The organism is Kitasatospora sp. CM 4170 (assembly GCF_032110285.1).
Lineage (GTDB): Bacteria > Actinomycetota > Actinomycetes > Streptomycetales > Streptomycetaceae > Kitasatospora > Kitasatospora aburaviensis.
Window position 1 is genome coordinate 6,273,454 of sequence record NZ_CP134877.1, and the last position, 25,939, is coordinate 6,299,392.

The window sequence follows — 25,939 nt, forward strand, 5'->3', positions numbered from 1 at the left end:
CGACCCTAGCCTGCGCCTGCGGGCCCGTCCGGACCCGGTCGGCGGGCCGTCGAGGCGCTGCCGGGCGCCCCGGCGGCCGGCAGCTCAGTGCTGCACCGGCCAGTAGTGGTCGGCGTCGTTCAGCAGGTACGGCTTGAGCCAGCGGTCGTACGTGCCGCGCCAGGCGCCGCTCCCGTAGTAGTCGGCGAGCACCTGGTTGACCCGGGCGGTCAGGTCGGTGCTGGTCTTCAGCATCGCGATGCCCATGACGCCCGGGCGGATCTCGCCGTCCACCACCCGCACGGTCTGGTCCTGGGCCGCCTGGCTGGCGGCCAGGGCGTCGTCGGTCATGGTCGCGTCGACCTTGCCCAGCTGCATCAGCACCAGGCAGTCCAGGTGGTTCTCCACGGAGACGACCTGCTTGACCGGGTGGTTCTTCAGCTCGTCCTGGGCCGAGGAGCCCGCCGCGGCGCAGACGGTCGCGCCGTTCAGCGCCTCGTCGAGGCTGCGCGCCGGGGAGGACTTGGGCACCACCACCCGCTGGCTGGTGTTGAAGTACGGGCGGGAGAAGGCCACTTGCTCCAGCCGGTCGCAGGTGATCGTCATGGTGCGGACGATCATGTCGACCCGGCCCTCCTGGATGAACTTGATCCGGTCGGCCGTGGGCACCGCCTTGAGCGTCACCTTGTCCGGGTCGCCCATGATCGCGGTCCCGATCGCCCGGGCGAGGTCGATGTCGAAGCCCTCGATCTGGCCGGTGTCCGGGTTGCGGGCACCCCAGCGGTAGCTGTTCAGGTCGATGCCGATGACCAGGCTGCGCTTGGCCTTGATGGCCTTCACCGCCGGGCCGTCCTCACCGCTCGGCGGCACGCTCTTGTACACGTCGCAGTCGCCGCCGGCCTGCTCCTGCTGCCCCCGTTGCGGTGCCTGCGCCGTCCGCTGCGCCTCGGGCAGCACCGCGCCCTGCGGGCTGCCGGCGCCGAGCACCGCCGTGCAGGAGGCCAGCAGGGCCACCGCCGCCACCGACCGGGCCCGTCCGTTCTTGCCGCGCATCATGTCCGTTCCCCCCTCTACCGGTACTCGGCCAGCCGCCGGCCGAGGCCGCGGACCGCGGCGGCGGCCGCCACCAGGGCCAGCACCGCGACCGCCACGGCGGCGGTGCGCAGGTCCCCGTCGACTCCCTCGGCCGCCTGCTGGAACTGCTTGAGCTCGACCCCGGCCGCCTCCGCCAGCTTCCGGTCGGTGGCGCCGAACGAGGCGTCGGCCGTCTTCGCCGCGTCCTCCGGCCTGGCGGCCACCGTGGCGTTCAGTGCCGCCTGGTAGTCCCCGTCGACGACCTCCAGCTTGGTCGCCGCGGCGTGCTGGTCGCGCCAGTGCCGGAACTGTTCCCCGGCGGCGACGAGGGCGTCCACGGCCTCGGCCGGGGCCAGCGACCGGGCCTCGCCCAGCGTGCCCGTCGGCTGGTCCCGGGGGCCGTCCGTGCCGGACAGGTGCTCGGTGGTCTTCGACCAGAGCTCGGCGTACTTGGTGCTGGAGCCGCGCGCGACGAGGTGCAGGTTCTCCGCCAGCCGGGCGGTCAGCACGTCCACCCGGGCCGCGTTGAGCGCCCGCAGCGGGGCGGCCCCGCGCTTCTCGCTGCGCTGCAGTGCGGAGTCGGCGGTGGTGCCGGCCACGGTCAGCCAGAGGACGGCGGACAGCACGGCGGCGGTCGCGGCCACCAGCCCGACGTTGAACACCCGGTTGGTCCGCCGGAACAGCACGACCTGCACCCAGACCAGCACGGCCAGCGCCAGCACGCCCAGCCCGTACGCCGCCCACGGCACCGACCGGGCGGCGGCGTAGTCGTCCGCGAGCTCCTGGTTCTCGGCGGCGCTGAGCTGCGCGGCGGCCGGCAGCAGGACGGTGCGCATCTGGTCGGAGGCGTACCGCAGGTAGGCGCCACCGAGCGGGTAGCCCAGCCGGTTGTTGGCCCGCGCCGTCTCCACCAGGCCGGCGTAGACCGGGACTTGCTGGTTGAGGGTGGCCAGCCAGCCCTGGGCGGGGGAGGAGGCGGTGGTCCGTGCCGCCGCCTCGGCGATCAGCCGGGACGCCGTCGCGAGGTCCTGCTCGTAGCGCTCCCGGACGGCTTTCGGCTCGGCGCCGGCCAGCAGGAAGCCGGTGGCCGCCGTGGTGTCCGCGTCGGCCAGCGAGCGGTGGATGTCGGCCGCCGCCTGGCTCAGCGGCTGGCTGTACGAGACGACCCGCTCGGCCGCCCGCGCCCGGCCGTCGACCTGCCAGGCCGTGAGCGTGCCGAACGCGACGGTGACCACCGCCAGCAGCGCCCCGGCCAGCCGCAGCCGGCCCGGCGCCGTCCTGGTGGCCCGGTTCAGCCAGGCCACCGGACCCGGGCGCCCCACCGCGACCGGGCCGTCCGGCCGTGCCGGTGCGCCCGCCCCCTCCGTACGTACTGGTGTCGCCACCCCGCCTCACCCTCCCCTGTGGCCCGCCCCGTGGCGACGGGGCCCGGCCGTTGCCAGCAGTATGGCCGTCACTCCCCGCGGCCACACCCGACTTGCGCCGATCTTGAGCATCTTCGAGCCCGTCCGGGACCGGGGGGGCGAACGCGTTTCCGCGGGCGCCGCCGGGAGCCGTTCCGGGCGCGTGGTCGAGCACTGTGGTCGAGCACTTCCAGGGCCCGCCGCCCCGGTGCGGGGCGGGCGGCGATCGGGTCGACGCCGGATGCACCCTATGCGGTTCCCCGGACAGCCGGAGGGGAGGGGTCCGCTTGTGCGCGGCCCGGGCGGACGGTGCCGCGGGCGGGCGCCGCGCGCCGCCGTCCGCCGCTCCGCGCCGCCGTCCGCCGCAGGCGCGGCGGTGCCGCCGGTGTTGCCGCGAAGCCGCCGCCGACCGGGCACCCGCTCCGTACCATGGCGGTATGCGCCTGATGGGAACGATCTCCGCCGACCGCCCGCTCGTCGTCGTCGCCGTCCGGGAGGAGGCCGCGTACCTCGGTGACAAGCTCCCGGTGCTGCTCACCGGCATCGGCAAGGTCAACGCGGCCGCTGCGCTCGCCACCGTGCTGGCCCGGGGCGAGCACCCCTCCGAGGTGCTCAACCTCGGCACCGCCGGCGCCCTGCGGCCCGGCTGGGAGGGCACCCACACCGTCACCCAGGTCATCCAGCACGACCTGGACAGCCCGGCCCTGCAGGAGCTCACCGGCCGCGTCTACGGCGCCCCGCTGGTCGTCGGCAAGGGCGAGGGCCCGATCCTGGCCACCGGCGACCTCTTCGTCTCCTCCGCCGCCGCCCGCGAGCGGCTGGCCGAGCACGCCGACCTCGTCGACATGGAGGGCTACGCCGTCGCCTCCGTCGCCCACCGGGCCGGGGTGCCGGTCCGGCTGGTCAAGCACGTCAGCGACGAGGCCGGCGACGGCGCCGCGCACACCTGGCGCGAGTCGGTCGACGACTGCGCCCGCCACCTCGCGGACTGGCTGCACGGCCAGGGTTGGTGACGCGCCGTCAGCAGGCTTGATTAGGCTGGCGGGCGTGACCGAGAACTCCGCCGCGCGCAAGCGCTCCGACGTCCGCCCGCCCGGCCTCAACGCCGACGAGCCGACCACCCTGCTGACCTTCCTCGACTACCTGCGCGAGGCCGTCATCGGCAAGACCGCGGACCTCTCCGACGAGGACGCCCGCCGCCCCGGCGTCGCCTCCGGCACCAGCCTGCTCTGGCTGGTCCGCCACCTCACCGCGGTCGAACTCAACTGGTTCCTCTGGGCCTACCGGGGCGACGACGTCGAGCTCTGGGACGACGACGCCCCCTCGCCGGGCGACGAGACCGTCGCGGAGTCGGTCGCCGCCTACCGCGCGGCGATCGCCCGCGCCAACGAGGTCGTCGCGGCGGCCGCCGGCGATCTCGACCGCCCCGGGGTCCGCTCGCTGCGCCCCAACGCCGAAGCGCCGTCGATGCGTTGGCTGCTGGTCCACATGATCGAGGAGACCGGCCGGCACGCCGGCCACGCCGACATCATCCGCGAGCAGCTGGACGGCGCGGTCGGGCGCTGACCCCGCGCCACCCGGGGGCGGGTGGGCGGCGTGCTGACGGGCAGTGGAATACTCCCCCGCGCACCGCGGTGCCGCCTCGACGGCCGCGCCGCGAGTTTCCAACAGGGGGATCAGAAGTTCATGTCATCGTCAGTCAGAAACACGGGTCGTTCCACCGTGCGCTCCACCCGCTCCACCCGCTCCGCCCGGACCGTCCTCGGCGCCTCGGTCCTCGCCCTCACCCTGCTCGGCACCTCGGCCTGCGGGCCGGACAACGAGGGCTCCGCCGACGCGGCCGCCGCGGCGGCAGCGCCCAACCTCGGCCTGCCGGCCAACCTCGACGACCTGAAGAAGTGGAAGTTCGAGGACTGGGAGAAGTGGGCGAAGGACTACGCCCTCCCGGCCGCCGCCAAGGGCTTCTGGACGCTGGAGAAGCTGCTCCAGGCCAAGCCGGACGAGCCGATCGCGCCGCCGGCCGCGCCCGCCCAGCCGTCGCAGCCGGCCCAGCCGCCCGCCCAGCCGGCCCAGCCGGCCCAGCCGCCCGCGCAGCCGTCGCAGCCCGGCAAGCCGTCGGCCCCGGCGCCCGCCACCACCCCGCCGGGCGCCAAGCCGCCGGCCGGCCAGCCGACCACCCCGGCCGCGCCGAAGCCGTCCACCACCCAGCAGCCGGCCTCGCAGGCCCCGGCGCCGCCCAAGTCGCAGCCGCCGGCGCAGCCCGCGCAGCCGCCGGCCGCCCAGCCGTCGCAGCCCGGGCAGGCCCCGGCGCAGCCGCCGGCCGCGCAGCCCTCGCAGCCGGGCCAGCCGCCGGCGCAGCCTGCCCAGCCGCCGGCCGCCCAGCCGGGCGACAACGGCAACGACCCGCTGCCGAAGACCGTCAACGCCCAGCCGGTCCAGCACCCGTACACCAAGGTCGCCGTGCACGGGAAGCTGTTCGCGGACGCGCCGGGCGCCGGCGCGGACGCCGCCGGCGGCCTCAACCACAACCAGTGCTCGGCGACCGTGGTGGCCGACCCGGCCCACCCCGGGAAGAGCAACCTGGTGTGGACCGCCGGCCACTGCGTCCACCAGGGCAAGGGCGGCTCGTTCTACAGCAACATCACCTTCATCCCGGCCTTCAACAGCAACGCCGCGCTGAGCGGCGGCAAGCAGGCCGACGAGTCCCAGTACGCGCCGTACGGCATCTGGCCCGGGACGCAGGCCGTCACCTCCCCGCAGTGGAAGGCCGAGGGCGGCAAGACCGGTGACGCGGCCACCCACTACGACTTCGCGATCATCCGGGTGAAGCCCGCGGACAACGGCAAGTCGCTGGAGGAGACGGTCGGCGGCGCGCTGCCGGTCTGGTTCAACGCCCCGCGCGACCAGCTCAGCATCTCCGAGTTCGGTTTCCCCGCGGCCCCGCCGTACGACGGCATGGAGCTCAACCACTGCGAGAGCGGCAAGCCGACCCGGCTGTCGTTCGACCCGAGCCGCCCGCCGATGCTGGCGATCGGCTGCACCATGACCGCCGGCTCCAGCGGCGGCGGCTGGCTGGCGGTGAAGGACGGCAAGCCCGCCCTGGTCAGCAACGTCTCGGTCGGCAAGCACACCGGCGACCCGATGTTCCAGGCCGGCCCGTACCTGGACGACGTGGCCGCGGGCGCGTACGACTTCCTGTCGAAGAAGGGCTGATCCCGGCCCCGCACCGCTGACCCGACCGCCCCCGCACGCAATCGCGTGCGGGGGCGGTCGTGCGTCGCCGGCTCAGTCCTCGAACGGCGTCACGTCGAGGGCGCGCAGCTGCTCGGGGTCGGTCAGCACGTCGATGGCGACGATCGTGCCGTCGACCACGGTGAACGCCATGATCGACACCAGCTTGCCGTTGGCGCCGATCACCACCACGCCGGCCGCGCCGTTGATCAGCGCCGGGCGGACGTACGGGGCCAGCGAGCGGTACAGGACCGCCTGGCTGGCCACCGTCCGGGCGCCGCTGAGCACCACGGTCTGCCGGATCCGGCCGACGTCGCCGTCGGCGCGCAGCACGACCTCGGGATCGAGCACCGAGAGCAGCGCCTCCAGGTCCCCGGTCCGGGTGGCGGCGAAGAACGCGTCGACGGCTACCCGCTGCCGGGCGAGGTCCCGGTCGGGCGCCGGCGCCTGCCCCTGGACCTTGCGGCGGGCCCGGCTGGCCAGCTGCCGGGTGGCGGCCGAGGTCTTCTCGATCAGCGGGGCGATCTCCTCGAACGGCACCTGGAACATGTCGTGCAGCACGAACGCCACCCGCTCGGCCGGCGACAGCGACTCCAGCACCACCATCAGCGCCAGCCCGACCGAGTCCGCGAGCAGCACCTCCTGCTCCGGGTCCACCACGCCCTCGCGCCCGAGCACCGGGTCGGGCATCCGCGACTCCAGCGACTCCTCGCGCCGCTGCGCGCGGGAGCGCAGCAGGTTCAGACAGATCCGCCCGACCACCGTGGTGAGCCACCCGCCGAGGTTCTCCACCTCGGCCGTGTCCGTCCGGTCGTAGCGCAGCCAGGCCTCCTGGACCGCGTCCTCGGCCTCGCTGAGCGAGCCCAGCATCCGGTACGCCACGGCGCGCAGATGCGACCGGTGCTCCTCGAAGAGCCCGGTCCGTACGTCGGCCGGTCCGCCGGCCGGCAAAGAATTCCCGATCACCGTGTCACATTCCTCCGTCGCCCCGGGTCATAGCTGCAGAACCACGCACTGCAGGACCACGAAACCTAACGGTCGAGGCCGGAGATCCACTCCCGGTCGGACGAATCGGAGACGACCATGGCGAACTCACCGCTCCTCGTGACCGGCGGCACCGGCACCCTCGGCGGCCACGTCCTCCCGCTGCTGCGCGCGGCCAGCCGCGACGTCCGGGTGCTCACCCGCACCGCACGCCCGTCCGCCGACGGCGTCACCTACGTGACCGGCGACCTGCTGGGGGACGAGGGGATCGAGGCGGCGGTGGCCGGCGCCGGGACGGTGCTGCACCTCGCGGGCGGCGCCAAGGGCGACGACGTGGCCACCCGGAACCTGGTGCGGGCCGCCCGGCGGGCCGGCGTGGAGCACCTGGTCTACATCTCGGTGATCGGTGCGGACCGGCTCCCGCTCGGCTACTTCCGCTCGAAGCTGGGCGCGGAGCAGGCCGTCGCCGACTCCGGCCTGCCGTACACCACGCTGCGCGCGGCGCAGTTCCACGACCTGGCGCTCAAGGTGGCCACCGGGATGGCGAAGATGCCGGTGGTCCCGGCCCCGGGCGGGATCCGCTGGCAGCCGGTCGACTCGCGCGAGGTGGCGGCCCGGCTGGTCGAGCTGGCCCTGGACGAGCCGGCCGGCCTGGTGCCCGACCTGACCGGGCCGACCGTGTACCCGATGGCCGACCTGGTCCGCGGCTACCTCCGGGCGAGCGGCCGGCGCCGGCCGATGCTGCCGGTCCGCGTCCCGGGCAAGGTCGGCCGGGCCTACCGGGCCGGCGACAACCTGACCCTGATCGGCGCGCAGACCGGTCGGCGCACCTGGGAGGAGTTCCTGGCCGAGCGGGTGGGCTGACGTGCCGGCGGGACCGCGTCGGCCCTGCATCGTGCCGGGCCCACCGGCCCTACCGCGCGCCGGCCGCCGCGGGCCGACCGGCGGCGGCCGCGGCGACCACGGTCCCGGTGTCGACCACCTTCGCGAACCGCATCGCGTGCAGCACCGTGCTGGTGGCGCGGGCGAGTTCGGCGGCGGGCACGGTGACGCCGTCGGGGCCGGTCATGTCGAAGGCGTGCATCGCGTCGGCCGGGAAGATCGCGTCGTAGCCGAGGTTGCCGGCCATCCGGGCCGTGGTCTCGTTGCACACGTTGGTGATGATCCCGGTGATGACCACCTGCCGGGCGCCGCGCTGCTGCAGCCAGTCGTGCAGGTCGGGCGTGCCGTAGAAGGCGCTGTTCACCTGCTTGGTGATGTGCAGGTCGGACCTGGCCGCCGCGACGAAGTCCTTCAGTTCGTAGCCCGGGGTGCCCGGCACGAGCGGACCGCCCGCCGAGGCGTGCTGCACGGTGACGATCGGGCGGCCGGTGGCCTCCCACACGTCGATCAGCTCGCCGATCCGCTGCTCCGCCTCGGGGTTGTCCCGCTCGCCCCAGAACGCGTGGTCCTCGAAGCCCTTCTGGACGTCGATCACGATCAGGACGGCGTCGGAGTCGATGGTGAGCGGGGCGTCGAAAGCGCTGGTGTTCGTCATGCGTCCATCGTGCTGCGGCCGGAGCGCGCGCCGTGATGGGCGCCGCCGCCACCCATCGATCGAATCCTGCCACCGCGGCGGCCCCACGACGTAGGTTGGCTGCCATGCGTACGGTGGCTTGCCTGATCTTCGACGGTGTGCGGGCGTTCGACTATGCGGTGATCAACGAGGTCTGGTCGAACCGGTCCACCCGGCCCGGGCTGCCGTCGTTCGACCTGCGGGTGTGCGGGCCGGCCGGGGCCCGGGTGCGGTTGGGCGGCGGGCTGGAACGGGTGCCGGACTTCGGACTGGACGAGCTCGCCAGGTGCGACCTGGTCGTCGTCCCGGGCCTGGAGAGCGTCCGGGAGCCGTGCGACCCGGCCGTCCTGGCGGCGCTGCGGGCCGCCCACGAGCGGGGGGTGACCGTCGCCTCGCTCTGCGCGGGCGCCTTCGTGCTCGCCGAGGCCGGGCTGCTGAACGGCCGCCGGGCCACCACGCACTGGGCGCTCAGCGCCGAACTCGCCCGCCGGTTCCCGGAGGTGGACGTGCACCCGGAGGTGCTCTTCACCGGTGAGGGCGACCTCTGGACCTCCGCCGGGGTGGCGGCCGGCATCGACCTCTGCCTGCACCTGGTCCGGGCCGCCCACGGGCAGCAGGCCGCCGCCACCATCGCCCGGGCCATGGTCACCGCGCCCTTCCGGGCCGGCGGGCAGGCCCAGTTCATCCCCTCGCCCGTCCCCGAGGGCACCGGCCGCGGTGACGACGCCCTGGCCCGGGCCCGCGCCGACGTCCTGGCCGCACTCGACACCCCGTGGACGGTCGCCCGGATGGCCGGGCTGGCCCTGATGTCGGAGCGCTCCTTCGCCCGCCGGTTCGTCGAGGCGACCGGGACGACGCCGCTGCGCTGGCTGCTGGAGCAGCGCGTGCTGCTCGCCCAGCGGCTGCTGGAGGAGACGGACCTGCCGGTGGACGCGGTCGCCGTCCGCTGCGGGTTCGGCTCGGCGGTCTCGCTGCGCCCGGCGTTCACCTCGCGCGTCGGCGTCGCCCCGCGGGAGTACCGCCGCACCTTCCGGGGGCGGGAGGCGGGATAGCGGGCCCGGGGGCCGCCGGGTCGGGGTCGGTCGGCATCCGGAGGCCGGTCAGTCCCGGTCGTGCCCGGCGGCGGCCCGCTCGATGCGGGCGGTCAGGCCGTCCAGCAGGTTGGCCAGGCCGAACTCGAAGAGCGCGTCCAGGTCCAGGTCGTAGCCGTCCGGGAGGTCGGCCACCAGCCGGGTGTACGCCGGGAAGCGGCCCGAGGCGATGAGCGCGCCGAGGGCCGGGGTCCGGCTGTCCATCCACTCCTGTTCGGTGAGGCCGGTGGTGGCCTGCGCCTGGGCCTCGCGCTCCAGGTTGACGGCGATCCCCTCGATGTAGCTGTAGAGCAGCACATGGGTGTCCAGCACGGTCGTGGCGTCCAGTCCGTGCCCCTCCAGTGCGGCGAGCGCCCACTCCGCGTGCGCCATCAGGTTGGGCAGCACCAGCGGCCGGGTGACCGGGCTGAGCTGCGCCAGCCAGGGGTGGCGGCGGAACAGCGACCAGAGGGTGCGCGCGCCCACCTCCAGCCGGGCCCGCCAGCCCGCGGGCGGTTCGGCGGGGTAGGCCGCCTCGCCGAAGGCCAGGTCGGCCGTCAGCAGGACGAGCTCGTCCTTGCTGGTGACGTACCGGTACGGGGACATCGCCGAGACGCCGAGCCGGGCCGCCACGGCCCGCATCGAGAGCGCGGCCAGGCCCTCGGCGTCGGCCAGCTCCAGGGCGGCCCGGAGGATCCGCTCGCGGTTCAACTCGCCGTCGGCGGCGGGGGAGCGGTGCTGCTGCCCGGGCGCGCCGTCCGCCGGGGCGGCGGGTGCCGCTGGGCTGCCGGCCGTCGGCCCGGCGGGTGCCGCCACCACGGTGCCGACCCGGGGCAGGGCCTCCACCAGGCCCTCCAGGCGCAGCACGGTGAGCGCCTTGGTGGCGGTGGCCAGGGCGACGCCCCAGTCCTGGGCGATCCGCCGGGTGGAGGGCACCCGCTCGCCGGGCGCCAGCTCCCCGGTGGCGATGCGCCGGCGGAGCTCGGCGGCGATGCGCTGGAAGGGCGGCTCCGTCTCCGGTGCCATGGTGCCGACTCCTCGGAGGATCGCTGTGTCGCTGGCCGCTCTGTACTGGCTCCGACCCTACCAGCGCGGATTCACGGCGCAGCCGCTCACGCCGCGGCGGCCGGCGGCCCCGGCGACGGCCCGGCCGGGGCTACGGGACGGCCGCGGCTACGGCATGGCCGCCCCGGTGGCCCGGCCGGGCGTGGCGCCCTGGGCGGGCGTGCTGCCCTGGCCGGGCGTGGCGCCCTGGGCGGGTGTGGCGCCCTGGCTGGGGATCGCGTCCGGGGTGGGTGGGCCGGTGAGCAGGGCGCCGGTGTCGGAGTAGGGCCAGCCGTTGGGGACGCAGCCGTTCAGGCCCTTGATCTGCTGCTGCATCACCGGCGCCGGGGCGCCCGGGCCCGGGCAGTCGACGTGCCCGTTGCCGAGGATGTGGCCGACCTCGTGGTTGACGGCGAGGGCGTGGTAGAGCTCGGGGCGGCCGACGTAGAACTCGGACAGCTCGGTCCAGCGCTTGACGTTGATGACCACCTGGTGGCCGGCGCCGCAGTTCACCCAGCCGCCGGTGTCCAGCCCGTACTGGCCGCATATGCGGTCGGTGGACTTCGGGGTGGCGAGGTAGACGGTGAAGTCCACCGGGTCGGCGGCCACGCGCTGGAAGGACACCTCACCGCCCGCGGCCCAGCCGAGTTTGACGTTCCCGAGGACGGCGTCCACCTCGGCGGCGAACTGCTCGGGCCGCTCGGCGAGCCCGTCCTCCACCCGCACCTTGTAGCGGTAGAGGTGTGCTCCGGTGCCGAACCGGTCGGAGCCGCCGGTGGCGCTGGTGAACTGCAACGGCTTCGGCCCGGCGGTCTTCCCGCTCCACGGGTGCCACCACAGCAGTCCGGCCGCCACGGCCGCGACCAGCAGCAGCGCGAGCGCGCCCTTCAAGAGCCCGCCCCCGCGGGGCCTCTCCGGCCGGGCCTCTCCCTGGCGTGCTTCCCCGTGCTGGGCTGTCCCGTGTCGGTGGCTGGTGTCGTGGACGGACATGACGATGGCAACTCCTGGACGTCGGCGATCGGCCTCGGCGGACGATCGGTGTCCATCAGAACCACGCTCAGGAAGCGTCGGAAGTTCACTCCTTTTCGTACCGAATTGATCCTGAACGCTCCCTCCCGGGTGGCGGAGCCGGGTGCGCCGCTGCGGCTCCCGCGCCAGCTGTACTAGTACAGGTCTGCTCTGTATGTGCTGGTGGATGCGGTTGCGGTCTCTGAATTTACGTCGTACATTCAGTTCGTCGCTTACGGCGTACAGGCAGAAATCGCACCGACCTGAACCAGGGAGTCCCCGTGCACACCGTGCTCATCTCCGGCGGCGGCATCGCCGGCACCGCGCTCGCCCACCTGCTGCGCCGTCAGGGCTTCGCCCCGACCGTGGTGGAGCTCGCCCCCGGCCCGCGCCGCGGTGGCCAGGCGGTCGACATCCGGGGCGTCGCCCTCGACGTGATCGGCCGGATGGGCCTGACCGAGCAGGTCCGCGCCGTGCGTACGCGGATGCGCGGCATGTCCGTGCTCGACGGCGACGGCGCCGAGGTGCACCGCTCCACCGAGGCGACCTTCAGCAGCGGCCGGCTCGACAGCGAGGACGTCGAACTGCTGCGTGAGGACCTGGTCGCGATCCTGGCCGAACGCGCCGCGGACGAGGCCGAGTTCATCTGGGGCGACGCCGTCACCGGCCTGCGGGAGGACGAGCACGGCGTCCACGTCACCTTCCAGCACGCGCAGCCCCGCACCTTCGACCTGGTCGTCGGCGCGGACGGCCTGCACTCCCGCGTCCGCCGGCTGGCCTTCGGCCCCGAGGAGCAGTACCTGAACCACCTCGGGATGCACGTCGCCATCTTCGGCGCGGACAACTTCCTCGGCCTGGAGGACTGGCAGGTCTGGCAGCGCGACGGTGATGCCGGCTACGGCATCTACCCGGTGCGCGGCAACAGCGAGTTGCGGGTCACCTTCGGCTGGGCGAGCGAGGAGCCGGCCGTCCGGGACGCCGACGAGGCCAGGGCCCGGGTCGCCGAGCGGATGGCGGCGCTGCGCTGGGAGACCCCGCGGCTGCTGGAGGCGCTGCACCGCGCCCCCGACTTCTACGCCGACGAGATGGCCCAGGTCCGCATGGACCGCTGGTCCGCCGGCCGCGCCGTCCTGGTCGGCGACGCCGGCTACTGCGCCTCCCCGCTGTCCGGGCAGGGCACCAGCCTCGCCCTGGTCGGCGCCCACCTGCTCGCCGACGAGCTCGGCCGGGCCGCGGCCGCCGGCGAGGGCCACCGCGCCGCCTTCGAGCGCTACGAGGAGCGGATGCGCCCCTTCGTCGCCCTCAACCAGGCGCTGGCCACCGAGAACCCCGGCGGCCCGGCCTCGGAGGAGTCGGTGGAGAAGGCCAAGAACGCTATCAGCCTGGACCGTTGAGTGCAGGGCTCCGGCGGTGGAGCCGGTCGGCGGGTGCGGTCGGACGCCCGCCGGGTGCGGGTTCGGCCGGTGAACTCGGCTCGGTCGAGCCGGTGTTCGGGGCGGCGGCCCTCAGCTCCGCCGCCCCGGCCGGGACTTGCGTCGGATGGGGCATCGGCACCCGCATGCCGATCGGTTGAGCCAAACCCCACGTTGGGGGGAAGTCGGTGTGCAGAGGAGAGGGATGCACCGATCCGTGCCGCCCGCCGGACGGCCGGTGGCGCCTCGGAAATTGACCCGTGATTCTGGTGATGGAATGAACCACATCAGCGGTCTTTCGGGCTCGTAGAGTTGTGATCACAAGGCCACGGCGGAACGCCGGAGCCGCCACTGACCAGGGGAGATTCACTGTGAGCAGCACCGCCGCCAAGCCCGTTCTGACCCGCGCCGCCACCGCCGAGACCACCAGCGACCCGAGCAGCGTGATGACCCTGCTGGCCGACTGCGGAACCGACGGCAGCCCGATCACCAGCTACCGCTCCACCTTCGCCGAAGGCGCCGTCGGCGCGCCGGCCCACTTCCACACCCGGGCCTCGGAGCTGTTCTTCGTCATCGGCGGCTCGCTCCAGGTGCTCGTCGACGAGGAGGTGACGGTGCTCGACGAGGGCGACTTCCTGCTCGTCCCGCCGCGCACCCCGCACGCCTTCGCCGCCGCCCCCGGCTCGACCGCCGACGTGCTCTTCACCTTCACCCCCGGCATGCCCCGCTTCGACTACCTGCGCCTGCTCGGCCGGGTGATGCGCGGCGAGGCGAGCCCGCAGGAGATCAAGGACTCCTCCGAGCTGTACGACAACCACTACGTCGACAGCCCGCTCTGGCGCGCCACCCTGGAGGCGGCTGCGAAGTAGCGGTGGACGAATCGGATCCGCGGGCGGGGGAGCGGTGCCGGTCGGTGACCGGCGCCGGTCACATGTGAGCGAAGAGCGTGCTCGCGAGGGCCACGTGCACGGCGGTCCCGCCCAGGATGCTCAGCACCGCGTTGCGCCGCCACAGGTGCAGGCCGAGGGTGGCGGCCAGGGCGAGGAGGGTGGGCGTGGCCCGGAGCGGGCCGGCGAGGGGGAGGTCGCGCAGCGAGTAGACGGTGAGGATCACCATCACCCCGACCGGCATGCGGACGCTCAGGAAGTGCAGGACGGCACTGGACCGCAGCGGGGCGAGGGCGGCGAACGGCAGAGCGCGCAGCCCCCAGGTGACGGCGGCCGAGACGCCGATGGCGGCGAGCAGGTAGGGCGTGTCAGGCACGGGCCGGCTCCTTCGCGGTCGCGGTCGCGGTCGGGGTTGCGGTCGCGGTCGGGGTTGCGGTCGCGGTCGGGGTTGCGGTCGGGGTCGGGGTCGCCGTTGCGGCCTCCGGCGTGCGGTGCTTCGCCCGGGCGTACCGGACCAGCAGCCCGGCGGTGAACAGGCCGGTGGCGGCGAGCAGCAGCTGTCCCGGCAGGACGAAGCGCGCGGCCAGCGCGCAGACCAGGGCCAGCGCAGGGGTCGCGATGTCCCGGCGGGCCCGGTAGGCGTCGACGGTCAGGACGACGAACAGCGCGGTGAGCGCGAAGTCCAGGCCGACCAGACGGGCGGGCACCAGCGCCCCGAACAGCGCGCCGGCCGTGCCGCCGGCCACCCAGTAGACCTGGCACAGCACCTGGAGCCAGATGATCCGCCGGCCGTTCCAGGACCGGGCGTCCGCGCCGGTGGTCAGCGCGTAGGCCTCGTCCGTCATGCCGAAGGTGCTGTACGCCTTGCCGAGGCGGCCCGGCACACGGTGGAGCGGGAAGGACAGCGCGTAGAACACGTGACGGAAATTCACCAGGAACGCGGTGAGGGCGATCTGGGCGAGCGGGGTGACGGTGACGACCAGCCCCACGAGCAGGAACTCCAGCGACCCGGCGTAGACCAGAGCCGTGAACGCGGTGGCCCACCACCAGTCCAGGCCCGCGTGGACGACGAGCACGCCGAAGGCGATCCCGAGCGGGAACAGGCCCAGCCCCACCGAGCTGGAGTCCCGCAGCGCCGCAACCAGGTCGGCCCGCGGGGCGGGGGTGGGGGCAGGGGCCGGAGTGGGTGGGGGCGGGGATTCGGGGCGCGCGAGCGTCCCGGCGGGTGCGGAAGCCATACCCGTAATTCTAGGGCGAATTGCAGGTAATATGGTTTCCAATCATTGCCCTGTAACTGCGGAATGAGCAACAAAGAAATGCTGGACGGCATCGATCGTGAAATCTTGTTCCATCTGCGCAGGGACGGTCGGCTGACCAACGTCGAGCTGGCCAAGCGGGTCGGCCTCACCCCGCCGCCCTGCCTCCGCCGGGTCAAGCGGCTGGAGGAGGCCGGGATCATCGCGGGCTACCGGGCCCGGATCGACCCGGCGGCGGCCGGCCGCGGCTTCGAGGTGGTGGTCGCGGTCGAGATCGGCGTCAACGACCTGCAGACGGTGGAGGAGTTCGAGTCGACGGTGGCCTCCTACGAGGAGGTGGTCGAGTTCCGTCGGCTCTTCGGCCGGCCCGACTACTTCGTCAGCGTCGCGGTCGAGGACCACGCCGCCTACGAGAGCTTCCTCACCGCCCGGCTCATGGCGCTGCCGGCCGTCACCCGGGTCGACTCGCACCTGACCATGAAGATCATCAAGAACGACGGCTGAGGGGGCTGCGGCTCCGGTGGGCGGCGGCTGCGGTGGACGGCGGGGTGGCGGCGGGCAGCGCCGCCACCCCGCTCGTCCCGTGTGAGGGGTGGGGTCAGGCGTTGGCGCAGATCACGTAGACGCTGATGCCCACGGTGCTGTAGGCGTTCTGGCGGCCGAGGGCGACCCAGCCCCGGCCGTCGGAGGTCGGGAAGCTGCCCACCAGGATGGCGTCGTTGCCCTGGGCCTCGGCGCCGCCGCCGAGGGCCTTCTTACCGGTCGGGCAGTAGACGGTACGGCGCTGGAAGTTCGGCACGTTGGCGTTGGGCAGGGTGACCAGCTGGTAGCCGTCCACGGCCTGGACGGCGGAGGCCGAGTCGCGGGCCGGCGAGTTGTCGGTGGTCAGGTCGTCCGCGTTGGCCTGCACGGCCCAGCCCGTTCCGACGGCCAGCGCCGCCGCCAACAGGCCCGCCCCCAGAGCGCGCTTGCTCCGCAGCATCATGTGTCCCCTTCGTGTCGGCGGGTCCGCAGGTGCGGACCCGTGCCGAATGGGGCATCGGTCGTGGGCGGACGGGGGGTTGAGCCAAACCCCACCTTGGAGGGAACGCGGTGCGGGCGGTGGTGCGAAGTGCGCCGGTCGGCGCCGCCCGTCGTCAGACCGCGACGGCCGTCCGGGCCCGGGTGACGGTCGGATCGGCGAAGCCGGGCGCGGGGGAGATCAGCGCCCAGACGAACTTGCCGACCCCACCCGCGCGAGGGCAGCAACCCCAGCGCTCGGCGAGCTCGTTGACGAGGAAGAGCCCGCGGCCGCGCTCGTCGTCGGAGGAGGAGGCGCGGGGGGTGGGACGGCCACTGCCGGCATCGTGCACCTCGATGCGCAGACGGCCGGCGACGAGCGCGAACCGGAGCTCGACCAGCCGGTCCGGCGGCGCGTCGCTGTGCTGGACGGCGTTGGCGAAGAGCTCGCCGAGGAGCAGTTCGGAGATGTCGGAATAGCGCTCGCCCTGCGGCATGCCGCTGAGGTAGGCGCGGAGGAGGAGCCGGGCGAGCGGGGTCGAGTCGGGCCGCGAGCGCAGCCGGGCGGCGAACTCGTGGGGGCGGTGGTGGGTGCAGGTCTCGGGCATGACGGGGCAGCCTCCGGGCGTGGCGGGTGAAGGGGGTTGTGGAAGCGGCTCGCGGCAGGGGCGCACACCTCACGCTGCGCAGGCAGACGATCGCGTTCCGGTCTCAATCATCGCGCCCCGGAGGTACGGTGACGGCCGATTGGCAGTGCATGGCACATCCGGCACGTGAGGGAGTCGGCATGTCACACCGGCGCGCGAAGCAGGGGCCGACGGCGAGCTCGGCCGTGATGTTCGGCGAGGAACTGCGCTTCTACCGCGAGATGCTGGGCTACACGCAGGAGGAGCTGGGCAAGCTGCTCCATTGCAACCGGACCAACATCACCCGGTACGAGAGCGGCAAGCGGCGCATGCCGGCCGACTCGGTCGAGGACGCCGACCGGGTGCTGAAGACGGGCGGCCTGCTGAAGCGGCTCTGGGACCGGGTGGACTGGGAGGCCGAGGTCGAGCACCCGGACTGGTTCCGGGACCATGCGGACATGGAGGCCGAGGCGGTCGCCGTTCGGGTGTTCCAGTACGGCGTTGTCCTCGGCCTGCTGCAATGTCCCGAATATGCCCGAGCAGTGTTCGAGGCGAGCGACGCGGCCGGAAATCCCGAACTGATAGCGGAACGGACCGCCGCGAGGCTCGGTCGGCAGAAGCGATTCCTGGATCCGGACGGGCCCCTGCTGCTGGCCGTTCTCGATGAGAGTGCCATCCGGACGGTCTACGGCGGTCCGGGTGTGATGCGTCGCCAGATGCAGCACCTGCTGGCAGCCGCTCAGCTCCCCAACATCCTCATCCAGGTCGCGCCCTTCGCATCGCGGCGGACGATCATCGATGCCTCCATGGTGCTGTTGGAGATGCCCGACGGGCAGAACTGGGTCTACTCGGAGAGCCTTGATCGCGGGCATCCGAGCGATGTTGCGGCAATCGTCGCCCGGCATCGGCGCAGCTATGATCGCCTCCGCGGGGACGTGCTCTCGGTGGACGCCTCGCTCGCGCTGATCGCTGATGCGCTGGAGGGGTTCAGGGATGACGAGGAACGAGATCGGCGCGTCTGCCTGGCGCAAGAGCAGCTACAGCGGCGGCAACGGGGGCAACTGCATCGAAATGGCCCCCGGATTCCCCGGCGTCGTTCCGGTGCGTGACTCCAAGGACCCCCAGGGCCCGGCCCTCCTCTTCTCCGCCACCGCCTGGGAGTCCTTCCTCGCCGCCGTCCGGGCCGGCGACTTCGGCTGACCGATCGCGTTCCGTCACTCCCCGTCCCACCCGGACACTTTCGACCACTCTCGGTCACGGCCTGGTGCCGTCCGTAACCGAACCGATACCGTCGCCCTGCGCGCGCTGATGATCGCTCCTCACCACCACAGAGGCGGTACTCATGGCACAGGAACCCCGGATCGACGTCGCCCTCACCCTCCTGGGGCGCGAGACCGAGCCCACCGAAGCCGAGCGGGCCGAGCTGGCCGCGTCGCTGAAGCCGGAGGTCTGGTTCGCCACCCCGAAGCGCATCGACGTCGGCGAGCCGCGCCCGGCCGACTTCACCTGGGACCTGGTCGGCGACCCGTACAAGGGCGAGATCCCGACGGGCCAGGCGGCCGTCTACCTCGCCAACCCGAAGCTGGGCCTCCGGCGCCCGTTCCTCTTCGCGGACGGCTTCAACTACGGGCCCAGCGAACTCCCCGATCTCTTCGCCTACTTCAACACCCCGTACCAGCCCGGCACGCCGGGCTTCTTCGACCAGCTGCTCGCCCGCGGCATCGACGTCGTCCTCATCGGCTTCGAGAAGCGCCACACCCACATCCAGGCCAACGCCGGCGTTGCGATCAGCGCCATCACGCGGGTGATCGCCGAGCGCGTCGGCGACGCCCCGCTCACCGTCGGCGGCGTCAGCATGGGCGGCATCGTCACCCGCTACGCGCTCGCCAAGCTGGAGCACGAGGGCGTCGACCACCAGACCGCGACCTACCTCTCCTACGACTCCCCGCACAACGGCGCCTGGATCCCGCTGGTCCTCCAGCAGATGGCCTACTTCTTCGAGGACTTCACCCCCGCGGCGCCCGGTCAGCCCAAGCAGGCCGAGCTGATCCGCAGCGAGGCCGCGCAGCAGCTGCTCTGGGCCTGGGTGGAGAACTCCAAGTACTCCGGCCCGGTGGCCACCTCCAGCCCGCTGCGCAAGGAGTTCCTGGCGGACCTGGCGCGGGTCGGCAACTTCCCGCAGCGCCCGCTCCGGCTCGGCGTCTCCAACGGCCGCCGGGACGGCATCGGCCTCCCGCTGCCCCCCGGCGAGGTGGCCTTCGACTGGCAGGCCCTGATCGCCAGCGCCACCGCCCGCTTCCAGCCGGAGCGCGGCGAGGCGCAGAAGATCGGCGGCATGCACCTCGGCCTGGCGGTCCGGCGCAGCACCACCACCGAGGTCCCGGCGCTGGACGGCGCGCCGGGCGGCACCCTGGACTCCTTCGGCAAGGTCGCGGACGCGCTGAAGGCGAAGATCTCCGACGAGTACCGCAGCGGCACCTTCGTGCCGTCCGTCAGTGCGGCCGCGCTGGACTTCGACCCGGTCCGGTGGAACGTCGAAACGACCCTCTCCATCACCGATGCCGACCTCGCCGCCGGCCATCTCGACGAGGTCGCCTTCGACGCCGACAACACCGAGCACAGCCACGTCTCCGGCGCCCTGATCGAGTGGATCCTGGAGCGCGTGAGCCGCTGACGTCGCCCGTTCCGCGGGGGTGCCGGGAAACCCGGTTCGGAGCACCCCCGCGGATGGGCTAAGCTTTAGCCCATCACCAGATGCGCGGGTGGCGGAATAGGCAGACGCGCTGGATTCAGGTTCCAGTGCCCGAAAGGGCGTGGGGGTTCAACTCCCCCCTCGCGCACCATGGTGAAGGGCCCCTCACGGTTTCGTGAGGGGCCCTTCACGTTTCTCCGCGGCGTCCCGCGGTCGGCTAAGCGGCCGGCTTGGACCTACCTCAGGGCCGACCGGCGTCGGCCGAGGGCGCGGCGGGCCGGTCGGCGCCGGGCCGGTCGGCGCCCGCCCGCGGCCGTTGCCGGGTGCGGGCCCGGCCGGCGGCCAGCGGTGCCAGGGCGAACCCGATGCCGGCGGCGAGGAGGTGGCCGACCGTCGTGAAGTCCGGCAGCGGCCCGCTCCAGTCGGCGCCGCCGAGCGGCCAGCCGAGCACGAAGACCGCCCAGGGCAGCCGGGCGCGGCGCGGCAGCAGGGCGGTGGCGGCCCCCATCACGGCCTGGGCACCGTAGCTGACGCCGAAGTCCGAGGCCTGACGCACGCTCTCCGGGTACCAGCCCTGCCCGAGCGCGGCCGTGATGACCAGGGCGGTGAGCAGCGTCGCCCCGATGTGCCCGGCGAGGAAGGCCCCGAACGCCCGCGTGGTGCCCAGCCGGTACTCCAGCCAGGCCAGGCAGCAGGCGACGCCGATGCCCAGGGTGATGAACGTGCTCGCGAAGCTGGACGACTCGACGTCGGTCAGGGTGCCGTCGAAGAACAGGGCGCTGCCGAACAGGGCGGAGAGCGGATGGTCGGTGAGGTTGTCCAGGTTGGTGCTGACGTGGTGCAGCAGGACGGCCGAGTTGTCGGCCGGCAGCACGGACTCGACCCAGACGTGGGTGAGCAGCAGCAGGCACACATAGGCGAAGGTCAGCGGCGATCGCCTCGGGTAGGCCCGGACGGCGAGCTGGAGGCGGCCCATGGCTTCGGTTCCGTTCTCTTGCGGGCGGGGCCGCCGGCCCCGGGGAGGTCGTTCCCCGGGGCCGGCGGGCCCGCCCCTGGTGCGGGGGAGGGCTGGGAAGCTGCGTGGTGCGGTGCTCAGCCGGCCTCGGCGGCCAGTGCCCCGGCGAGGTCGGCCGGTTCGGTCCGGTCGGCCGGGGTGGGGGTCAGGCCGGCGACCAGGTCGGCGATCACGTCCAGCGCACGATAGGCCTCCAGTTCGGTACGCAGCTCCTCGGCACGCCGACGGTACCCGGGGTCGGTCAGGACCCGCTCGACCGCGGCCGCCACGGCCTCGGCGGACGGCCGGCCGGTGCGCAGGTTGACCCCGGTGCCGGTCCACTCCACCCGGGCGGCGACCTCCGGCTTGTCCTCGCTCCCGCCGGCGACCACCAGCGGCACGCCGTGCCCGAGCGCGGTGTGCACGCCACCGTAGCCGCCGTTGCTGACCAGCACGTCCGCGTGCGGCAGCAGCGCGTCGAACGGGACGTACCCGGCCGCCCGGACGTTGGCGGGCAGCCGGGACACCTCGGCGGCCAGCAGCCGCTCCCCGTCCCGGCGGCCGGTGGCCGCGATGACCAGCAGGTCCGGCCGATCGGCCAGCGCGTGCACCGTCGGTGCCAGCAGCGCCGTCACATCCCCGTTGGCGGCGGTGCCCTGGGTGACCACGACGACCTTGCGGCCCTCCGCCCGGGCCCGGGTGAGCTCGGGCCACCACGCCGGCATCGGCGCGCCGTCCGGCGCGGGCAGCGGCAGGGCGCCGACGAACCGCAGGTTGGCGGGCAGGTCGCCGCGCGGGTACTCGAAGCCGGGCACGGTCAGCTGCAGGAAGTGGTCGGCGGCCTCGGTGACGGCCCTGGCCCGCTCGCCGGCGGGCAGCTCCACGCCGGCGGCGGCGAAGGCCCGGCGAACGTGCTCGGTCACCGGCCGGCCCCGCTCCGCCAACTGCTCGGCGAGCGCCGCGTAGCGGGCCCGCTCGGTCTCGTCCGTCGGAGGGAGCAGGCCCGGGCCGAACGGCGCGGTGTCCCGGCTCCCCACCATCACCGGGAAGGTGCCGACGGCCACCACGGCCGGGCGGTCGCCGGCCTTCCGCTCCAGCGCGAGCGCCGCCCCGCCCAGGAAGAGGCTGTCGTAGATCAGGGCGGCCGTCGGGAACTGTGCCAGCAGCTCGTGCAGGGTGGCGAGTTGGGCCGGTACCGGGTCGCCGAAGATGTGCATGGCGTCCCAGGCGGTCCGCTCCGGGCCGGGCGGCACCAGCTCCCGTTCCGGGAAGCTCACGGCGAGGTCGCGGTCGTCGAAGTCGGCCTCCGCCGGCAGCGCGCGGAAGCCGAGGCCGGCCGCCGCGACCGGCTCGGCGAAGCGCGCGCCGCCCAGGAACACCACGTCGTGGCCCAGACCGGCGAGGTGGCCGGCGATCCGCAGCAGCGGACCGGTGTGCCCGGCGGCGGGCGTGGCCGCGACGATGATCTTGGGCATGGGTGGGTTCCCTTCAGGGGGAGGGCGGCGGCCGGGGGGAGACGGCGCCGTCGGCAGGGGGACGACGGCTCCGGGGCCGTCGGCACCACCGTGGCCGAGCGGAATGAACATCCGATCAACGTCCGATCGCCGCGGCGGGGGCCGAAGCCGACCGGCCCCTGGGAACGGTGGTGCGCACACCATGCTGACGGATGCCCGGCGGCCGCGTCACCATGCCACCGGGGTCTGCCCGTCCGGTGATCCGCCGGCGCGTCAGGCGCGCTACGGCAGCTCCTGCTCGGCCCAGATGGTCTTGCCGTGCCGGGTGTAGCGGCTGCCCCAGCGGTCGGTGAGCTGGGCGACCAGGTAGAGGCCGCGGCCGCCCTCGTCGGTGACCCGGGCCCGGCGCATCCGGGGCTGGGTGGCGCTGGGGTCGGACACCTCGCAGGTCAGCCGCTCGGCGTGGATCAGCCGGACCTCCACCGGGCCGCCCGCGTAGCGGATGGCGTTGGTGACCAGCTCGCTGAGCACCAGCTCGGTGGTGAAGACCAGGTCCTCCAGCCCCCAGGCGGTCAGGTGGGCCGCGGTCCGCTCGCGGACGGCGGCGACGGCGGCCGGGTCGGCCTCCACCGACCAGGTCGCGGTGGACTCGGGCGGCACGGCCCGGGTGCGGGCCAGCAGCAGCGTGACGTCGTCGGCGAGCCGGTCCGCCGGGCGGCCGTCGACCAGCTGACGGCCGAGCTCCGGCAGCGGGGCGGTGGCGGTGCCGGGCCTGGCGAGGCGGCGGCGCAGCTCGGCCATGCCCTCGTCGAGGTCGACCTCGCCGCTGTGGCCGTGGATCAGGCCGTCGGTGTAGAGCGCGAGGAGGCTGCCGGGGGCGACCTCGACCTCGGCCACCTCGAACGGCAGGCCGCCGACGCCGAGCGGCGGGCCGGGGCGCACCGGCACGTACTCGACGCGGCCGTCGGGGGCGGCGACGGCGGGCGGCGGATGGCCGGCCGAGGCGACCGCCAGCCGCCGCGACACCGGGTCGTAGACGGCGAAGACGCAGGTCGCGCCGAAGGCGACGGCGCGGCGGGGGGCGGACCACGTGTCGTCGTCCGCGGGGCCGCCGGGCGCGGCCGCTCCGGCGCCCGTCCGGGCCGCCTCGCCGTAGCCGTCCGGGCGGCTCCCGCCGTGGTCGAGCCCGAGCCCCCACCCCTGGTCGAGGCCGCCGCCGGGCGCTTCGGCGTAGGGCTCGTGCTCGTCGGCCAGCAGTCGGGAGACCAGGTCGTCGAGGTGGACGAGCAGTTCGTCCGGCTCCAGGTCGAGGTCGGCGAGCGTGCGGACGGCGGTGCGCAGCCGGCCCATGGTGGCGCTGGCCTCCAGTCCGTGGCCGACCACGTCGCCGGTGACCAGGGCGACCCGGGCGGAGGAGAGCGGGATCACGTCGAACCAGTCGCCGCCGACGCCGGTGGCGGTGTCGGTCGGCAGGTAGACGCTCGCGGTGCTGACCGCGGAGGTCTCGGTCTGCGCCGGCGGCAGCAGGCTCCGCTGCAGGCCGACGGCGGCGCGGCGCTCGCGCGTGTAGCGGCGGGCGTTGTCGAGCGCCAGCGCGGCGCGGGCGGCGATCTCGCGCAGCAGGTCGTGGTCGGCCGGCTCGTACGGCGAATGGCGCGGGCCGCGGTGGACGGTCACCCGGCCGAGCAGGGTGCCGCGGGCGCGCAGCGGTGCGGTCATCGCGGTGGACGGGTCGTCGGCGGGGGGCTGGGCGGAGGCCTCGGCGGGGGGTGTCGTGGTGGCCGTGGCGGTGGGCGTGGCGCTGCCGGGGTCGCCCGGCGGGTCGGTGGCGTCGACCAGGACCTGCTCGGCGGCGGCGGGCACGGCGAAGGCGTCGACGCCGGAGCCGGGGTGCCGGTCGACGGCGACGGCGGCCCTCCGGAGCAGCAGCCGGCCGTTGCGGTCCGGCACCGGATCGTCGCCGCTGAAGACCGCCTCGGCGATCTCGACCACCGCGAGGTCGGCCAGTCCGGGCGCGAGCACCGAGGCCAGCTCCTCGGCCGTTCTGGCGACGGAGAGCGAGCTGCCGACCGCGGCGGTGGCGCGGTGCAGGACGGCGAGGCGTTCGCCCGTCCGGTGGAGCTGGGTCACGTCCGTGAACAGTGCGGTGACGCCGATCGCCTTGCCGTCGGGTGCCTGCAGCCGGAACGCCGAGACGGCCATCACCGCGCCGCGGCCCGGGTCGTCGATCGTGCGGACCAGCTCCTCCGCCAGCACCAGCGGCCGGCCGGACTCCAGCACCTCGTGCAGGTGGCGCTCGACCGCCGCCGCGTCCGCGGCCTGGAGGAAGTCGCCCAGGCGGTGGCCGCCGAGGTCGGGCGGGAGGCCGGTGTAGGGGAGCAGGTGGGTGTTGGTCCTGACCAGCCGGAGCCGGTCGTCGAAGACGGCGAGGCCCACCCGGTCCTGGAGGAACAGTTCGCGGGTGAACGCCTGGTCCTGGCGCCACTGGGCGACCAGGCCGGCGGGGGCGGCGAGCACGAAGTAGCGCGGCTCCGCGGGCCCGGGCGGCGCGGACGGCTCCGCCCCGTCGGGGTCGCCGGTCGCGGCGTCGGCGGTTTCGGTGGTGGAGGCGGTTCCGGTGGCGTCGGCGGTTTCGGCGGTGGGGGCGGGGGCGGCGAGCGGGAGCACCTGGAAGACGACCCCCAGGTCGTCGCCCCGGCCGGAGCGCACCACGGCCTGGCCGGACCAGGTGCCCGGCACCCGGTCCGCCAGCAGCGCGGGCCAGCTGGCCGGGTCCGCGAGCAGTTCCCGGACCGACCGGCCGCAGACCTCGTCGGCCCGCAGGGACAGCAGCCGCTCGGCCTCCGGCGTCCAGCGGGTGATCCGGCCGGCCGCGTCGAGCAGCGCGCCGGCCGCGCGGTCGACGTAGGGGAACCGCCGGCTGTCCATGTGCACCCCTCGGATGTGTCTCGCCCGTGTCCGGCCGGCCGGCCGCCCGCCGTGCGGCGGTCGTGACCGCGACCGGCCCGCGACCGACCGTGCTGCTCGTGCCGCCCGTCCGCTCCCGGCCGTGCACGCCCACCCCGCCATCATCCCTCCGACGGGCGCAGCCGCCAGTGGTACGGGGGAGCGCGGGCACGGCGCGCAGTGCGGCGGGCGCGCCGAGTGGTGGTGCGAGGCGTGGCGCTGCGAGGCGATGCGGTGCGGCGCCGGGCGGTGCCGGGCGTGGTCGCGCGAGGAGTGGTTGCGCGAGGGGTTCTCGGGCCGGAGCTCTTATTGTACTCTCCGTCAATAAGCGGGGTCGGCGGGGACCTCGCAGGCCACGCACCTGGAGGCAGCCATGACCCGGACCGGTACGGCGGCACGGTTCCACGGCCACACCACGGCCGACGACGACGTCTCGAAGCGGCTGCTGGAGTCGGCCGCGACCCTCTCCTACGACCCGGCGACCGAGATCGACTGGGAGGCCCCGCTCCCCGACGACCACTACGGCCTCAATCCCGAGTGGAGCACGCTGTACGGCACCCGCCTCTGGGACGAGATGTCGGAGGAGCAGCGGGTCACCCTCACCCGGCACGAGGTCTGCTCGATCATGACCACCGGGATCTGGTTCGAGATGATCCTGCAGCAGATGGTGCTGCGCGATCAGTACCTGAAGGACCCGGGCAGCGCCGAGTTCCGCTTCGCGCTCACCGAGATCGCCGACGAGTGCCGGCACTCGATCATGTTCGCCCGCGCCTGCGAGAAGATGGGCGTCCCGCAGTACAAGCCGAACCGGCTGATCGCCCAGGCCGGCCGCCTCTACAAGGCCACCGCTCGCGGTGAACTCGCCTACGGCGGCATCCTCGTGGCCGAGGAGGTGCTCGACGTCATGCAGCGCGACTGGATGCGCGGCGAGAACGTCCTGGAGATCGTCCGCGGGACGTCCCGGATCCACGTGGTCGAGGAGTCCCGGCACATGAAGTTCGCCCGCCAGGAGATCCGCGAGCGGCTGCGGTACGCGGGCCCGGCGCGGCGCAGGGCCGCGGCCACCGGCATCGCCGCCGGCGCGTTCGTCATCGTCAGCAGCATGGTCCACCCCGGCGTCTACCGGGCGGCCGGCCTGGACGTCGAGCGGGCGGTCGCCGAGGTGCGCGGCAGCGAGCACCGCAGGGCGATGATGCGCACCAGCTCGCGCCACCTGATGGCGTTCCTGGCCGAGGCCGGCCTGCTCACCCGCGCCTCGACGGCGATCTACCGCCGCATCCACATGCTCTGAGCCCGGCACGTGCTCCGAGCCCGGGCCGGGCCGC

General features: G+C 74.2%; 25 protein-coding genes and 1 tRNA gene. 13 read left to right on the forward strand and 13 right to left on the reverse strand.

Going from position 1 to position 25,939, the window contains the following annotated elements:
* Positions 1–84: 84 nt before the first annotated feature.
* Together RMN57_RS26730 and RMN57_RS26735 are read right to left on the reverse strand one after the other, a co-directional pair.
* Positions 85–1,035, reverse strand: a complete 951-nt coding sequence (locus RMN57_RS26730; RefSeq protein ID WP_313765841.1) for a glutamate ABC transporter substrate-binding protein — start codon at positions 1,033–1,035, stop codon at positions 85–87.
* A gap of 14 nt (positions 1,036–1,049) precedes the next feature.
* Positions 1,050–2,357, reverse strand: coding sequence for a hypothetical protein (locus RMN57_RS26735; protein WP_313765842.1), 1,308 nt, complete (start codon positions 2,355–2,357; stop codon positions 1,050–1,052).
* Positions 2,358–2,893: 536 nt separating this feature from the next.
* Between RMN57_RS26735 and RMN57_RS26740 the strand changes: the two genes are divergently transcribed.
* The 3 genes from RMN57_RS26740 (at position 2,894) to RMN57_RS26750 (ending at position 5,669) form a co-directional block, all read left to right on the forward strand.
* Positions 2,894–3,469: a nucleosidase gene (locus tag RMN57_RS26740; RefSeq protein WP_313765843.1), complete on the forward strand. Its 576-nt coding sequence runs from the start codon at positions 2,894–2,896 to the stop codon at positions 3,467–3,469.
* Between the two features lie 34 nt (positions 3,470–3,503).
* The gene (locus RMN57_RS26745) at positions 3,504–4,022 is read left to right on the forward strand and encodes a DinB family protein (protein ID WP_313765844.1); all 519 of its coding nucleotides are present in this window, start codon (positions 3,504–3,506) and stop codon (positions 4,020–4,022) included.
* 156 nt (positions 4,023–4,178) lie between these two features.
* A complete protein-coding gene (locus RMN57_RS26750) occupies positions 4,179–5,669 on the forward strand; it encodes a hypothetical protein (protein WP_313765845.1) in 1,491 nt (496 codons plus the stop codon).
* Positions 5,670–5,741: 72 nt separating this feature from the next.
* On the opposite strand, the gene sigJ is transcribed toward RMN57_RS26750, so the two are convergent.
* Entirely contained in the window at positions 5,742–6,653 is a 912-nt protein-coding gene (gene sigJ / locus RMN57_RS26755; RefSeq protein WP_313765846.1) for an RNA polymerase sigma factor SigJ, read from the reverse strand.
* A gap of 117 nt (positions 6,654–6,770) precedes the next feature.
* On the opposite strand from sigJ, the gene RMN57_RS26760 reads away from it, so the two are divergent.
* On the forward strand, positions 6,771–7,535 hold the full coding sequence (locus RMN57_RS26760; RefSeq protein WP_313765847.1) for an NAD(P)H-binding protein: 765 nt from the start codon (positions 6,771–6,773) through the stop codon (positions 7,533–7,535).
* Between the two features lie 49 nt (positions 7,536–7,584).
* Here the strand turns inward: RMN57_RS26760 and RMN57_RS26765 are convergent, their stop codons facing one another.
* Positions 7,585–8,208: a cysteine hydrolase family protein gene (locus RMN57_RS26765; protein ID WP_313765848.1), complete on the reverse strand. Its 624-nt coding sequence runs from the start codon at positions 8,206–8,208 to the stop codon at positions 7,585–7,587.
* A 104-nt stretch (positions 8,209–8,312) separates the two neighbouring features.
* Here RMN57_RS26765 and RMN57_RS26770 point away from each other — a divergent pair, with 104 nt between their 5' ends.
* Complete coding sequence (locus RMN57_RS26770; protein ID WP_313765849.1) at positions 8,313–9,278, forward strand: helix-turn-helix domain-containing protein; 966 nt, start codon at positions 8,313–8,315, stop codon at positions 9,276–9,278.
* A gap of 48 nt (positions 9,279–9,326) precedes the next feature.
* Here the strand turns inward: RMN57_RS26770 and RMN57_RS26775 are convergent, their stop codons facing one another.
* Positions 9,327–10,322: a TetR/AcrR family transcriptional regulator C-terminal domain-containing protein gene (locus RMN57_RS26775; protein ID WP_313765850.1), complete on the reverse strand. Its 996-nt coding sequence runs from the start codon at positions 10,320–10,322 to the stop codon at positions 9,327–9,329.
* A gap of 147 nt (positions 10,323–10,469) precedes the next feature.
* Positions 10,470–11,231 (reverse strand): DUF3152 domain-containing protein, encoded by a 762-nt coding sequence (locus RMN57_RS26780; protein WP_313765851.1) that lies wholly within the window; start codon positions 11,229–11,231, stop codon positions 10,470–10,472.
* 398 nt (positions 11,232–11,629) lie between these two features.
* On the opposite strand from RMN57_RS26780, the gene RMN57_RS26785 reads away from it, so the two are divergent.
* Together RMN57_RS26785 and RMN57_RS26790 are read left to right on the forward strand one after the other, a co-directional pair.
* Entirely contained in the window at positions 11,630–12,742 is a 1,113-nt protein-coding gene (locus RMN57_RS26785) for an FAD-dependent monooxygenase (protein ID WP_313765852.1), read from the forward strand.
* 389 nt (positions 12,743–13,131) lie between these two features.
* Entirely contained in the window at positions 13,132–13,629 is a 498-nt protein-coding gene (locus RMN57_RS26790; RefSeq protein ID WP_313765853.1) for a cupin domain-containing protein, read from the forward strand.
* A 58-nt stretch (positions 13,630–13,687) separates the two neighbouring features.
* On the opposite strand, the gene RMN57_RS26795 is transcribed toward RMN57_RS26790, so the two are convergent.
* Together RMN57_RS26795 and RMN57_RS26800 are read right to left on the reverse strand one after the other, a co-directional pair.
* Positions 13,688–14,023: an AzlD domain-containing protein gene (locus RMN57_RS26795; RefSeq protein ID WP_313765854.1), complete on the reverse strand. Its 336-nt coding sequence runs from the start codon at positions 14,021–14,023 to the stop codon at positions 13,688–13,690.
* Positions 14,016–14,885: an AzlC family ABC transporter permease gene (locus RMN57_RS26800; protein ID WP_313765855.1), complete on the reverse strand. Its 870-nt coding sequence runs from the start codon at positions 14,883–14,885 to the stop codon at positions 14,016–14,018. The genes RMN57_RS26795 and RMN57_RS26800 overlap by 8 nt, the downstream gene beginning before the upstream one ends.
* Before the next feature lie 63 nt (positions 14,886–14,948).
* On the opposite strand from RMN57_RS26800, the gene RMN57_RS26805 reads away from it, so the two are divergent.
* Positions 14,949–15,407 (forward strand): Lrp/AsnC family transcriptional regulator, encoded by a 459-nt coding sequence (locus RMN57_RS26805; protein WP_313765856.1) that lies wholly within the window; start codon positions 14,949–14,951, stop codon positions 15,405–15,407.
* A gap of 94 nt (positions 15,408–15,501) precedes the next feature.
* On the opposite strand, the gene RMN57_RS26810 is transcribed toward RMN57_RS26805, so the two are convergent.
* Positions 15,502–15,888 carry a hypothetical protein gene (locus RMN57_RS26810; RefSeq protein WP_313765857.1) on the reverse strand — a complete coding sequence of 129 codons (387 nt, stop codon included), beginning with the start codon at positions 15,886–15,888 and terminating at the stop codon, positions 15,502–15,504.
* Positions 15,889–16,039: 151 nt separating this feature from the next.
* A complete protein-coding gene (locus RMN57_RS26815; protein WP_313765858.1) occupies positions 16,040–16,510 on the reverse strand; it encodes an ATP-binding protein in 471 nt (156 codons plus the stop codon).
* 179 nt (positions 16,511–16,689) lie between these two features.
* On the opposite strand from RMN57_RS26815, the gene RMN57_RS26820 reads away from it, so the two are divergent.
* The 4 genes from RMN57_RS26820 to RMN57_RS26835 all read left to right on the forward strand — a co-directional run bounded on the left by RMN57_RS26820 (position 16,690) and on the right by RMN57_RS26835 (position 19,371).
* On the forward strand, positions 16,690–17,637 hold the full coding sequence (locus RMN57_RS26820; protein ID WP_313765859.1) for a helix-turn-helix transcriptional regulator: 948 nt from the start codon (positions 16,690–16,692) through the stop codon (positions 17,635–17,637).
* Positions 17,600–17,728 (forward strand): DUF397 domain-containing protein, encoded by a 129-nt coding sequence (locus tag RMN57_RS26825; protein ID WP_313765860.1) that lies wholly within the window; start codon positions 17,600–17,602, stop codon positions 17,726–17,728. Before RMN57_RS26820 ends, RMN57_RS26825 begins: the two co-directional genes overlap by 38 nt.
* A 142-nt stretch (positions 17,729–17,870) precedes the next feature.
* Positions 17,871–19,202: a hypothetical protein gene (locus RMN57_RS26830; RefSeq protein ID WP_313765861.1), complete on the forward strand. Its 1,332-nt coding sequence runs from the start codon at positions 17,871–17,873 to the stop codon at positions 19,200–19,202.
* Between the two features lie 82 nt (positions 19,203–19,284).
* A tRNA-Leu gene (locus tag RMN57_RS26835) sits at positions 19,285–19,371 on the forward strand.
* 90 nt (positions 19,372–19,461) lie between these two features.
* Here the strand turns inward: RMN57_RS26835 and RMN57_RS26840 are convergent.
* The 3 genes from RMN57_RS26840 to RMN57_RS26850 form a co-directional block, all read right to left on the reverse strand.
* The gene (locus tag RMN57_RS26840; RefSeq protein ID WP_313765862.1) at positions 19,462–20,196 is read right to left on the reverse strand and encodes a rhomboid-like protein; all 735 of its coding nucleotides are present in this window, start codon (positions 20,194–20,196) and stop codon (positions 19,462–19,464) included.
* Between the two features lie 116 nt (positions 20,197–20,312).
* Positions 20,313–21,689 carry a nucleotide disphospho-sugar-binding domain-containing protein gene (locus tag RMN57_RS26845; RefSeq protein WP_313765863.1) on the reverse strand — a complete coding sequence of 459 codons (1,377 nt, stop codon included), beginning with the start codon at positions 21,687–21,689 and terminating at the stop codon, positions 20,313–20,315.
* A 261-nt stretch (positions 21,690–21,950) separates the two neighbouring features.
* Positions 21,951–24,596: a SpoIIE family protein phosphatase gene (locus RMN57_RS26850; RefSeq protein ID WP_313765864.1), complete on the reverse strand. Its 2,646-nt coding sequence runs from the start codon at positions 24,594–24,596 to the stop codon at positions 21,951–21,953.
* A gap of 391 nt (positions 24,597–24,987) precedes the next feature.
* Here RMN57_RS26850 and RMN57_RS26855 point away from each other — a divergent pair, with 391 nt between their 5' ends.
* Complete coding sequence (locus RMN57_RS26855; RefSeq protein ID WP_313765865.1) at positions 24,988–25,905, forward strand: diiron oxygenase; 918 nt, start codon at positions 24,988–24,990, stop codon at positions 25,903–25,905.
* Positions 25,906–25,939 lie beyond the last annotated feature (34 nt).

Excerpts from the sequence above, each read along its gene's own strand:
- RMN57_RS26730 (WP_313765841.1), bottom strand. The coding sequence starts at position 1,035 with ATGATGCGCGGCAAGAACGGACGGGCCCGGTCGGTGGCGGCGGTGGCC.
- RMN57_RS26740 (WP_313765843.1), top strand. The coding sequence starts at position 2,894 with ATGCGCCTGATGGGAACGATCTCCGCCGACCGCCCGCTCGTCGTCGTC.
- RMN57_RS26760 (WP_313765847.1), top strand. The coding sequence starts at position 6,771 with ATGGCGAACTCACCGCTCCTCGTGACCGGCGGCACCGGCACCCTCGGC.
- RMN57_RS26765 (WP_313765848.1), bottom strand. The coding sequence starts at position 8,208 with ATGACGAACACCAGCGCTTTCGACGCCCCGCTCACCATCGACTCCGAC.
- RMN57_RS26770 (WP_313765849.1), top strand. The coding sequence starts at position 8,313 with ATGCGTACGGTGGCTTGCCTGATCTTCGACGGTGTGCGGGCGTTCGAC.
- RMN57_RS26775 (WP_313765850.1), bottom strand. The coding sequence starts at position 10,322 with ATGGCACCGGAGACGGAGCCGCCCTTCCAGCGCATCGCCGCCGAGCTC.
- RMN57_RS26800 (WP_313765855.1), bottom strand. The coding sequence starts at position 14,885 with ATGGCTTCCGCACCCGCCGGGACGCTCGCGCGCCCCGAATCCCCGCCC.
- RMN57_RS26805 (WP_313765856.1), top strand. The coding sequence starts at position 14,949 with ATGAGCAACAAAGAAATGCTGGACGGCATCGATCGTGAAATCTTGTTC.
- RMN57_RS26810 (WP_313765857.1), bottom strand. The coding sequence starts at position 15,888 with ATGATGCTGCGGAGCAAGCGCGCTCTGGGGGCGGGCCTGTTGGCGGCG.
- RMN57_RS26815 (WP_313765858.1), bottom strand. The coding sequence starts at position 16,510 with ATGCCCGAGACCTGCACCCACCACCGCCCCCACGAGTTCGCCGCCCGG.
- RMN57_RS26820 (WP_313765859.1), top strand. The coding sequence starts at position 16,690 with ATGTCACACCGGCGCGCGAAGCAGGGGCCGACGGCGAGCTCGGCCGTG.
- RMN57_RS26825 (WP_313765860.1), top strand. The coding sequence starts at position 17,600 with ATGGCCCCCGGATTCCCCGGCGTCGTTCCGGTGCGTGACTCCAAGGAC.
- RMN57_RS26830 (WP_313765861.1), top strand. The coding sequence starts at position 17,871 with ATGGCACAGGAACCCCGGATCGACGTCGCCCTCACCCTCCTGGGGCGC.
- RMN57_RS26840 (WP_313765862.1), bottom strand. The coding sequence starts at position 20,196 with ATGGGCCGCCTCCAGCTCGCCGTCCGGGCCTACCCGAGGCGATCGCCG.
- RMN57_RS26845 (WP_313765863.1), bottom strand. The coding sequence starts at position 21,689 with ATGCCCAAGATCATCGTCGCGGCCACGCCCGCCGCCGGGCACACCGGT.
- RMN57_RS26850 (WP_313765864.1), bottom strand. The coding sequence starts at position 24,596 with ATGGACAGCCGGCGGTTCCCCTACGTCGACCGCGCGGCCGGCGCGCTG.
- RMN57_RS26855 (WP_313765865.1), top strand. The coding sequence starts at position 24,988 with ATGACCCGGACCGGTACGGCGGCACGGTTCCACGGCCACACCACGGCC.